The following is a 9,619-nucleotide window of genomic DNA, read 5'->3' as shown; positions in this document are numbered from 1 at the left end:
CCGCGGCTTTCGCCTGGGCACTGGGAACCCATGACCCCCCGAACGGTCCCGCGGCCCCCCCTGCCCCCGCCGCCCCGACCACGGATGTCGCGGCTACGAGGAAGCGGCGCCGGCCTGCGTTGACGCCGTCATTGCTCATTCAGTCCTCTCCCATCAGCTTGCTTGGCCAGTTGGACCTGGCCTGTACTTAGGTTGTGTCAATGGCACTAAAAATTGGCCGCCATGGTAAGAAACAAATCCACACACTGACAAGGTGATTACCCCGGCAAGGGCGACAACCCACGCTTTGCTTGATCTACGTCTATGCGACAAGCGGCCACTGACTGCTGACAGGTTAGTTCAAGGCTAAAAAAAAAGCCCGGTTCCAAGGAACCGGGCTTTTTTCGACTGCCGAAGCGGTATTAACGCTTGGAGTACTGAGGACGCTTACGCGCTTTACGCAGACCCACTTTCTTACGCTCAACTTCACGAGCGTCGCGGGTGACGTAGCCAGCACGACGCAGAGCGCCACGCAGGGTTTCGTCGTATTCCATCAGAGCGCGGGTGATACCGTGACGGATCGCACCGGCCTGACCGCTGACACCACCACCGGAAACGGTGACGTAGATGTCGAATTTCTCAACGGATTCAGTCAGCTCGAGCGGCTGGCGAACAACCATGCGAGCGGTTTCGCGACCGAAGAACACGTCCAGAGAACGGTTGTTGATGGAAATGTTACCAGTACCCGGACGCAGGAATACGCGAGCGGTTGCGGTCTTGCGACGGCCAGTGCCGTAATTTTGAGTCGCCGACATAATGAACTATCCCGTTAGATCTTCAGTTCTTGAGGCTGCTGAGCAGTGTGTGGGTGAGCAGCACCCGCGTACACTTTCAGCTTGCGGTACATGTCGCGACCCAGCGGGTTCTTAGGCAGCATGCCTTTGACCGCAGTTTCGATAACACGCTCAGGGGCCTTGGCGATCAACTTCTCGAAGTTGATTTCCTTGATACCGCCTGGGAAACCGGAGTGGGAGTAGTACATTTTGTCGGAAGACTTGGCACCAGTCACACGAACCTGCTCGGCGTTGATAACGACGATGTAGTCGCCGGTGTCAACGTGAGGGGTGTATTCTGGTTTGTGTTTGCCACGCAGACGGGTAGCGATTTCGGTAGCCAGACGACCCAGGGTCTGGCCAGCGGCGTCGACTACGAACCACTCGCGCTTTACTGTTTCCGGTTTAGCAGTAAAAGTTTTCATTCTCTAAAGCCTCAGAGGCCGCCCAGCGAAAAATAGACGGCGAATCTTACTGGATAGTGCACAGCTTGCCAAGGGCAAGCGCGCAGCCGAACACAGACGCTTTTGGGGGCTCGGGTCGGGCACGCCAATGTTCGACGGGGTTCTTCCTGCGTGATGGTGCATCACTTCCGCCACGCGGAGAGGGGCTGAATTATCCAGATTGCGCGAAAAATTTCAACCTGCTTTGATTGGCTTCTATTGCCAAGGAGTGACTAACCGATGGAATACCGCCAGCTCGGCCGTACCGACCTCAACGTCAGCGCCCTGTGCCTGGGCACCATGACCTGGGGCGAACAGAACATCCAGGCCGAGGCCTACGAGCAAATTGCCCGGGCCAAGGCCGCCGGGGTCAACTTCATCGACACCGCCGAGATGTACCCGGTCCCTCCCCGCCCGGAGACCTATGCGGCCACCGAGCGCATCATCGGAAACTGGTTCCGTGACCATGGCGACCGCGACGCGTGGATCCTGGCCAGCAAGGTTGCAGGCCCGGGCAACGGCATCAGCCATATCCGTGACGGGCAGCTCAAGCACAACCGTCAGCACATCGTCGCGGCGCTGGACGAAAGCCTCAAGCGCCTGCAGACCGACCGCATCGACCTGTACCAGTTGCACTGGCCAGAGCGCAGCACCAACTTCTTCGGCAAGCTGGGCTACCAGCACCTGCCGCAGGATCACTTCACCCCACTGGAAGAAACCCTCGAAGTGCTCGACGAGCAGGTGCGTGCGGGCAAGATCCGCCACATCGGCCTGTCCAACGAAACGCCGTGGGGCACCATGAAGTTCCTGCAACTGGCCGAGAGCCGGGGCTGGCCACGGGCGGTATCGATTCAGAACCCGTACAACCTGCTCAACCGCAGCTTCGAGGTGGGCCTGGCAGAAGTGGCCATACGCGAGCAGTGTGGCCTGCTGGCCTATTCGCCGCTTGCCTTCGGCATGCTCTCGGGCAAGTACGAGAACGGCGCACGGCCGGACAATGCACGCCTGACCCTGTTCAGCCGCTTTGCCCGTTACTCCAACCCACAGACCGTGGCGGCCTGCAGCCGCTACGTGCAGCTGGCCCGCGAGCACGGCCTGGACCCGGCGCAAATGGCCCTGGCGTTCGTCACTCGACAGCCGTTCGTGACCAGCAACATCATTGGCGCCACCAGCCTGCAGCAACTGGACAGCAACCTGGCCAGCCTTGAACTGAACCTGAGCGCCGATCTGCTGACAGCGATCGAAGCCATTCATCAGGAGCAGCCCAACCCGGCGCCTTGAGCCAAACACTGCGCCCCGCTTCGCGCCGCTGTTACATGGGGTAGACACAATCGCCAAAAAATAAGACGATCCAGCCGGTGATTGACCACTCTACCCTATAAGAACAATGACAATGATGTTTACCCAACCCTCAGCGTCGCTGCGGCGCGTCAGCATCCTGGCCATTGACAAGGTGTTCGCTTCGACCTTGATGCAGGCCAAGGACTTCTTCCACCTCGCCAGCCTGCGCTATAGCAAGCAGCTGGGCCTGGGCTTGCAGCCCATGTTCGACATCCGCCTGGTGAGCCCCGACAGCCAGCCCGTGGACAGCTTCAGCAATGTGCAGTTACCGGTTGACGGCGGCCTGGACGACGCCGATGTGATCATCCTCCCGGCCTACTGGGATGATTTCGACAACTTGCTGCAGCGTTACCCACAGGTGCTGCCGTGGCTGCGTGAACAGCACGCGCGTGGCGCGGTGCTGTGCGCCGAGGCCAGTGGTGTGTTCTGGCTGGCCGAATCCGGCCTGCTCGATGGCAAGGAAGCGACCACCTACTGGCGCTTCTTCAACAGCTTTGCCGAACGCTTCCCGAAGATTCGCCTGAACCAGGACAAGCACCTGACCGATGCCGACAATATCTATTGCGCCGGCGGTGCAACCTCGGCCTGCGACCTGTACATCTACCTGATCGAACGCTTCTGCGGTGCCAACGTGGCCCGTGCAGTGTCCCGCGATATCCTCTACGAAGTGCAACGCAACTACACCCCGGGGCGCATGGGCTTTGGCGGGCAGAAACTGCACCAGGACCTGATCATCCTGCAGATCCAGCACTGGCTGGAGGAACACTTCGCCGACAAGTTCCGCTTCGAGGATGTGGCCCGCAACCACGGCATGAGCATCCGCAACTTCATGCGTCGCTTCCAGGGCGCAACGGGTGACAAGCCGCTGCATTACCTGCAACGGTTACGCATCGAGACAGCCAAGGGGTTGTTGTCGAGTACGCGCAAGAGCATCAAGACCATCAGTTACGAGGTGGGGTATGACGATGCCAGTTTCTTTGCGCGGCTGTTCCGCCAACACACCGAGTTGTCGCCGAACCAGTATCGGCAGCAGTTCATGCAGGAAGCCTGAAAGGCTTCCAGAGCGGCAGGTTTCGAGCTTGAAGCGACAAGGAAAAACCAGAGCGGATCGCGCATTGCCCTGAACTTTCCTTGTCGCCTGACGCTTGCCGCTGCCGTCAGGGCTTGTGCGCGCGCGCCAGGAACTCGTGCGATTGCATCTCCAGCAACCGGCTCAGGGTACGCTGGAACTCGAAGCTCAGACGCCCACCGGTATACAGGTCCTTCAACTCCACCTCGGCCGAGATGATCAGCTTGACGTTGCGATCGTAGAACTCGTCCACCATGTTGATGAAACGACGGGCGATGTCGTCGGTGGTGACGCCCATCTGCTCCACGTTGCTCAGCAATACGGCGTGGAAGATCTTGCCCAGCTCAATGTAGTCGTTCTGGCTACGCGGCCCGTCGCACAGGGCGCGGAAGTCAAACCAGGCGACGTCGTCGCAAGTACGCAGGGCATTGATCGGGCGGTTCTCGATCATCAGCACGTCGTTTTCGATCGCCTGGGTGCACTCAGGGGTGAGCGCCTTGAAGCTGGCGCGCATGCTCTGGTGCGCCGCGTCATCGAGTGGGAAGTGGAACAGTTCAGCCTGCTCCAGGTGACGCAGACGGTAGTCGACCCCGCTATCGACGTTCACCACGTCGGTGTACTGCTTGATCATGGCGATAGCCGGCAGGAAGCGTGCACGCTGCAGGCCGTCCTTGTAGAGGCCGTCCGGCACGATGTTGGAAGTGGCCACCAGCGACACGCCATTCTTGAACAGCTCTTCCATCAAGGTGCCGAGGATCATGGCGTCGGTAATGTCCGACACGAAGAATTCGTCGAAGCAGATCACCTTGGCTTCTTCGCTGAAGCGCTTGGCAATGAGGGTCAGCGGGTTCTTCTCGCCCTTGAGGGTTTTCATCTCCTCGTGCACACGCTTCATGAAGCGGTGGAAGTGCGTACGCATCTTCTGCTTGAACGGCAGCGCTTCGTAGAAGGTATCAACCAGGTAGGTCTTGCCTCGCCCCACCCCACCCCAGAAGTACAGGCCCTTGACCGGGGTCTGCTCCTTCTTGCCGAACAGCTTGCCGAACACGCCCGGCTTGTTGTTCTGCGCGTGCACCAGGTCGTCGTACAGGCGCTGGAGGTGACGCACCGCAGTTTCCTGCGCCGCGTCATGGAAGAAGTCGGGACGTTTCAGATCTGCTTGATAGCGTTCTAAGGGAGTCATGATTCGTTAGCGAGGCAACAAAAAACGGGCCGTCACTGTAGCGACAGGCCCGCTTAATGGCAATCAGTCTGTGGGAGCGGGCGTGCCCGCGAACACCGGCAAAGCCGGTGCCATGCACCGCGGCGCCTGTTTCGCGGGCACGCCCGCTCCCACACGGATCGCGCCAGCTTTCAGAAATTGAGCAAGACAGTTGCTCCCACCGTTTGGCGGCCTCAGTCCTGCTGTGGTGCCAAGGCTTCGTTCAGGCTCTGAATGGCCGCATCACGGGCTTCAGCGTTGTCGAACTGCGGCCCGTCGGCAACCTGCTCGCCATTGAGCCACAGGCCGAAGCTCAGGCCTTCGATGCGGACATCGGCCTCGCCCCCCTGCTGCAACTGCTTGCTCACGGCGCCCGCACTCTTGCCGTCGGCGAAGCTGCGCGACAGCAGCAGTTGCTCACCGTCGGCGGCCAGCAGGCGGAAACGGAAGCTGCCGTCTTCGTCACGGAAGCTGACGAAGCGTGCGCTCTTGGCAGCCTTCTTCTTCACCTCGGTGCTGGCCTGCACGCTGCTGCGGAACGAACGCAGGCCAACGGCCTCGCGCAGCTGCTCGAGGAACGGCGTGGCGATCTTGCGGGCCTTGGCAGCGCCGGCCAGCAGGATGTCTTCCAGGTCCGCCGGCCGGGCGATCAGCTGGTGATAGTACTCGCGCTTCTCGGCCAGTTGGCCGTCCAGCAGCTGGAACAGGCGCTGTTTGGCATCGCCCCAGCCCAGGCCCTGCAGCAGCTCTTCGCGGAAACCGGCGCACTGCTCAGGCGTCGAGAAGGCCTGGTACAGGGTGAACAGGTGCGCGTTGTCCGGGTCTTTCGCCTCACCGGGCGCGCGCGAATCGGTGACGATGCGCGAGATGGCGTCTTTCATGTCCTTGGCGCTGGTGAACAACGGGATGGTGTTGTCATAGCTCTTGGACATCTTGCGCCCGTCCAGGCCCGGCAGGGTCGCCACGCTTTCTTCGATCACAGCCTCCGGCAAGGCGAAGAAGTCCTTGCCTTGACCGAACAGATGGTTGAAGCGCTGACCGATATCGCGGGCCATTTCCACGTGCTGGATCTGGTCACGACCGACCGGCACCTTGTTGGCGTTGAACATCAGGATATCGGCGGCCATCAGCACCGGGTAGCTGAACAGGCCCATGGTCACGCCGGCGTCCGGGTCTTCGCCGTTCTCGACGTTCTTGTCCACCGAGGCCTTGTAGGCATGCGCACGGTTCAGCAGGCCTTTGGCAGCAACGCAGGTCAGCAGCCAGGTCAGCTCGGGGATTTCCGGGATGTCGGACTGGCGATAGAAGGTCACCTTGTCCGGGTCCAGGCCACCGGCCAGCCAAGTGGCGGCGATTTCCAGGCGTGAGCGCTGGATGCGCAGCGGGTCGTCGCACTTGATCAGGGCGTGGTAGTCGGCCAGGAAGTAGAACGAGTCGACACCGGGCTGCTGGCTGGCACGGATCGCCGGGCGGATGGCGCCGGCGTAGTTGCCCAGGTGCGGAGTGCCGGTGGTGGTGATACCGGTAAGAATGCGCGTGGTCATGGGTGTTCGCTTATTCAGGCTTGGCTCAGTTCGAAAGGCGCGGCAGCAGCAGATCCTTCAGATCGGTCAGCTTGCCATGGAAGAAGTGTCCGCATTCTGCCACTTTCAGCAGCTCATGGGGGCGCGGCAGGCTGTCGGACCATTCGTAAACCAGCTGCGGCGCGACGACTTCGTCGGCGTCCGGCTGCACCACGGTGAGCGGGCAGCGCTGCGGCAGCGGGAATTCGGCGGTCAGGCGCATGACTGCCGGGGCGATCATGAACAGGTGCTGCAACTCGACGCCTGCCGTTTCAAGGCGCCCGGCCAGGCTGGTGGCAACGAAACCACCGAACGAAAAGCCCATCAGCACCAACGGTAGCCCGGGGTGCCTGGCACGCAGCCATGCTGCTGCGGCCTCGGCATCGGCCACTTCGCCAGCGCCCATGTCGTGGCTGCCGGCGCTCTGGCCGACGCCACGGTAGTTGAAACGCAGGGTCACATAACCGGCATCACGTGCAGTGCGCTGCAGGGTCGAGACCACCTTGTTGAGCATGGTGCCGCCCTGGACCGGGTTAGGGTGGCAGATCAGCACCGCGCCACGGGCTTGCGCCACGTCCAGGTACAACGCTTCCAGCTGGCCGCTGGGGCCATCGATGAACAAGGGGGTTTCGCGGACAAGCAAGGCACTACTCCGTGACCTCGAGAAGGGTCGATTCGTCTAGGTGTGAAATTCTGTTCTGATTTGCGATCGCTCGCGGTATACAGCGCAGGTCTGAGCCGTTAACGTAAAGCAAAGCCGTTTATAGAGGAAGGACTCGTGGAACTCTCGCTCCTTGTTTGGTTGTTGCCAACCCTGGCCCTGGTCATCGGTGTGGCAGTCGGTTTCATTGTTGCCCGCCTGCTGCCCAATGCGGCACCGAGCAACACCCAGCGTCAACTGGATGACATCCAGAAGCGCTTCGACAGCTACCAGAACGAAGTGGTCACCCACTTCAACAGCACCGCCATGCTGGTCAAGAAACTGACCCAGAGCTATCAGGACGTACAGGATCACCTGGCTGAAGGCGCCAACAGCCTGGCCCTCGATGACGTCACCCGCCAACGCCTGCTGGCTGCGCTGCACTCCGATGCACCGCAAGGCCCGCGTGACCGCCTGACCCCACCTAAAGACACCGCCGAAGTGCCGCGCGACTATGCGCCGAAAGTGCCTAACTCGCCGGGCATGCTGGATGAGAGCTACGGGCTCAAGCGTTGATCTGCTGAACATGCAAAAGGCCTCGCAAGAGGCCTTTTTTGTGGATGCTGCCTATACCGGCCTCTTCGCGGGTGAACCCGCGCCTACAGGGGCCGCGCGGGCTTCAGAGCGTGCGCTGAACCTGTGCGGGCGTGCCCGCGAAGGGGCCAGTGCAGGCAACCTAACAGCAGGCCTGCAATGCCTGTTCGACATCTGCCAGCAGGTCCTCCACATCCTCCAGCCCCACCGACAGACGCACCAACCCCTCCGATATCCCGTGATGCGCCCGCTCCTGCGGCGTATAGCTGGAATGCGTCATGCTCGCCGGATGCTGCGCCAGCGACTCGGCATCCCCCAGGCTCACCGCCCGGGCAAAGAGCTGCAGCGCATTCATGAAGCGCCGCCCCGCCTCAATGCCACCCTTGAGCTCAAAGGCAATCATCCCGCCAGGCAAACGCATCTGTCGCTGGGCCAACGCGTACTGGGCAAAAGACGGTAGCCCCGGGTAATGAATCAATTCCACCTGCGGCTGCCGAGCGAGAAACTCGGCCACCTGCTGGGCATTGGCGCAATGCCGGTCCATGCGCAGGGCCAGGGTCTTGATACCGCGCATCAGCAACGCCGCGTCATGCGGTGACAGCACCGCGCCGGTCATATCCTTCAGCCCTTCCAGGCGGATACGGTCTACCAACGCCTTGCACCCCACCACCAACCCGGCAGTGATATCGCCATGCCCACTGAGGTACTTGGTTGCCGAGTGCACCACCAGGTCCGCCCCCAGCTCCAGTGGCCGCTGCAGGTACGGCGTACAGTAGGTGTTATCGACCACCACATGCACATCATGCCCCCGCACTGCCTCCACAACCGCCGCAATATCCACAAGCTGCATGTTGGGGTTGGCCGGTGTTTCGAAGTAGATCATCCGTGTTTTGCTGCTGATCGCCGCTTTCAGGGCCTTGGCATCGTTGAGATCGACATGGCGAACTTTCACCCCGAACTCACCAATACCGTGGTGCAGAAAAGCGAAGGTACAGCCATACAAGGTGCGTCCGACAATCAGCTCATCCCCAGGCCTTAGCAGGGTCCAGAGGGTTGAGGTAATGGCGCCCATCCCCGATGCCAACGCCAACCCCGCTTCACCGCCCTCCAGCGAAGCCATGCGCTGCTCCAGCAAGGCCAGCGTGGGGTTGGAAATGCGGCTGTAGAAATGCCCAGGCTCCTCCCCGGCGAAGCAGGCAGCACCGTACTCGACAGTGGGAAAGGCATAGGTAGCCGTCTGGTACACCGGTGGCACCAGGGCGCCACCATGGGAAAGCGGGTCATAGCCATGATGAATGGCCCGCGTGGAAAAACCGGTGTTGTGGTGGGAGTCGCGCATGGCAACAGCCTCTTGTGGTTTGCTATAAGCTTATGCCACCGAGCTGCCCGATTTTTTCCAAAATAGCCTACGTATACACGTGCTTGCTGGAACAAAAACAATAATCAACGGACCAGGAGGGCAAAAAATGCCTTCAAGCCTCGACCGCACCGACCGCGCCCTGCTCGCCGCCTTGCAGGACAATGCCCGTCTCACCGTTGCCGAACTCGCCGACCAGGTGGCACTGACCACCTCGCCCTGCTGGCGACGGGTCAAGTTACTGGAGGAAAACGGCTACATCACCGGCTACCAGGCCATCCTCTCGCCCAAGTCGCTGGGGTTTGGCGTGACCGCGTTCGTCAGCATCATGATGGACTCGCACACCAAGGACATGGCGCTGGCGTTCGAACAGCGCCTGATGGAAATCCCCGAGATCGTCGCCTGCCACAACATCTCCGGCCGCTATGACTTTCTGCTGGAGATCCTGGCACGGGACCTGGAGTCGTTTGGCGAATTTACCCGGGAAGTGCTGCAGCGGTTGCCGGGGGTGAAGGAGATCTATTCGAGTTTTTCGTACAAAGCGGTGAAGGAAAGACGGGTGATACCGGTGTCGGAGAAACATATCTGAGACGGATCTTT

At 60.9% G+C, this 9,619-nt stretch carries 11 protein-coding genes; 4 read left to right on the top strand and 7 right to left on the bottom strand.

Annotated features, from left to right (window positions below; translation table 11 throughout):
• The 3 genes from ACK59Z_RS23620 to rplM all read right to left on the bottom strand — a co-directional run.
• A partial coding sequence (locus ACK59Z_RS23620; RefSeq protein WP_409293751.1) for a ubiquinol-cytochrome c reductase iron-sulfur subunit N-terminal domain-containing protein occupies positions 1 to 139 on the bottom strand: 139 nt, incomplete at its 3' end.
• A 262-nt stretch (positions 140 to 401) separates the two neighbouring features.
• The gene (gene rpsI / locus ACK59Z_RS23615; protein WP_003251821.1) at positions 402 to 794 is read right to left on the bottom strand and encodes a 30S ribosomal protein S9; all 393 of its coding nucleotides are present in this window, start codon (positions 792 to 794) and stop codon (positions 402 to 404) included.
• 14 nt (positions 795 to 808) lie between these two features.
• Positions 809 to 1,237 carry a 50S ribosomal protein L13 gene (rplM, locus tag ACK59Z_RS23610; RefSeq protein WP_003251819.1) on the bottom strand — a complete coding sequence of 143 codons (429 nt, stop codon included), beginning with the start codon at positions 1,235 to 1,237 and terminating at the stop codon, positions 809 to 811.
• Positions 1,238 to 1,495: 258 nt separating this feature from the next.
• On the opposite strand from rplM, the gene ACK59Z_RS23605 reads away from it, so the two are divergent.
• Entirely contained in the window at positions 1,496 to 2,536 is a 1,041-nt protein-coding gene (locus tag ACK59Z_RS23605; protein ID WP_003251817.1) for an NADP(H)-dependent aldo-keto reductase, read from the top strand.
• A 190-nt stretch (positions 2,537 to 2,726) separates the two neighbouring features.
• Positions 2,727 to 3,647: a GlxA family transcriptional regulator gene (locus ACK59Z_RS23600; protein WP_173881439.1), complete on the top strand. Its 921-nt coding sequence runs from the start codon at positions 2,727 to 2,729 to the stop codon at positions 3,645 to 3,647.
• A 106-nt stretch (positions 3,648 to 3,753) separates the two neighbouring features.
• Here ACK59Z_RS23600 and zapE read toward each other — a convergent pair whose 3' ends face one another.
• The 3 genes from zapE to ACK59Z_RS23585 form a co-directional block, all read right to left on the bottom strand.
• Entirely contained in the window at positions 3,754 to 4,848 is a 1,095-nt protein-coding gene (gene zapE, locus ACK59Z_RS23595) for a cell division protein ZapE (RefSeq protein ID WP_003251813.1), read from the bottom strand.
• 212 nt (positions 4,849 to 5,060) lie between these two features.
• Positions 5,061 to 6,410, bottom strand: coding sequence for a tryptophan--tRNA ligase (locus tag ACK59Z_RS23590; RefSeq protein WP_047604406.1), 1,350 nt, complete (start codon positions 6,408 to 6,410; stop codon positions 5,061 to 5,063).
• 25 nt (positions 6,411 to 6,435) lie between these two features.
• The gene (locus ACK59Z_RS23585) at positions 6,436 to 7,071 is read right to left on the bottom strand and encodes an alpha/beta hydrolase (RefSeq protein WP_017147943.1); all 636 of its coding nucleotides are present in this window, start codon (positions 7,069 to 7,071) and stop codon (positions 6,436 to 6,438) included.
• 135 nt (positions 7,072 to 7,206) lie between these two features.
• Here ACK59Z_RS23585 and ACK59Z_RS23580 point away from each other — a divergent pair, with 135 nt between their 5' ends.
• The gene (locus ACK59Z_RS23580) at positions 7,207 to 7,644 is read left to right on the top strand and encodes a YhcB family protein (protein ID WP_003251807.1); all 438 of its coding nucleotides are present in this window, start codon (positions 7,207 to 7,209) and stop codon (positions 7,642 to 7,644) included.
• A 160-nt stretch (positions 7,645 to 7,804) separates the two neighbouring features.
• Here ACK59Z_RS23580 and ACK59Z_RS23575 read toward each other — a convergent pair whose 3' ends face one another.
• A complete protein-coding gene (locus tag ACK59Z_RS23575; RefSeq protein WP_014859327.1) occupies positions 7,805 to 9,001 on the bottom strand; it encodes a methionine gamma-lyase in 1,197 nt (398 codons plus the stop codon).
• 127 nt (positions 9,002 to 9,128) lie between these two features.
• Between ACK59Z_RS23575 and ACK59Z_RS23570 the strand changes: the two genes are divergently transcribed.
• Complete coding sequence (locus ACK59Z_RS23570) at positions 9,129 to 9,608, top strand: Lrp/AsnC family transcriptional regulator (RefSeq protein ID WP_003251803.1); 480 nt, start codon at positions 9,129 to 9,131, stop codon at positions 9,606 to 9,608.
• Positions 9,609 to 9,619 lie beyond the last annotated feature (11 nt).

Origin of the sequence: Pseudomonas sp. KCJK9058, assembly GCF_046230975.1 — a bacterium.
Classification (GTDB): Bacteria; Pseudomonadota; Gammaproteobacteria; order Pseudomonadales; family Pseudomonadaceae; genus Aquipseudomonas; species Aquipseudomonas alloputida.
The sequence above is the reverse complement of the archived record's forward strand: the minus strand, read 5'-3'. Positions and strand labels throughout refer to the sequence as shown.

Coding starts and splice junctions, on each gene's coding strand:
- rpsI (WP_003251821.1), bottom strand. CDS start 794: ATGTCGGCGACTCAAAATTACGGCACTGGCCGTCGCAAGACCGCAACC.
- rplM (WP_003251819.1), bottom strand. CDS start 1,237: ATGAAAACTTTTACTGCTAAACCGGAAACAGTAAAGCGCGAGTGGTTC.
- ACK59Z_RS23605 (WP_003251817.1), top strand. CDS start 1,496: ATGGAATACCGCCAGCTCGGCCGTACCGACCTCAACGTCAGCGCCCTG.
- ACK59Z_RS23600 (WP_173881439.1), top strand. CDS start 2,727: ATGCAGGCCAAGGACTTCTTCCACCTCGCCAGCCTGCGCTATAGCAAG.
- zapE (WP_003251813.1), bottom strand. CDS start 4,848: ATGACTCCCTTAGAACGCTATCAAGCAGATCTGAAACGTCCCGACTTC.
- ACK59Z_RS23590 (WP_047604406.1), bottom strand. CDS start 6,410: ATGACCACGCGCATTCTTACCGGTATCACCACCACCGGCACTCCGCAC.
- ACK59Z_RS23575 (WP_014859327.1), bottom strand. CDS start 9,001: ATGCGCGACTCCCACCACAACACCGGTTTTTCCACGCGGGCCATTCAT.
- ACK59Z_RS23570 (WP_003251803.1), top strand. CDS start 9,129: ATGCCTTCAAGCCTCGACCGCACCGACCGCGCCCTGCTCGCCGCCTTG.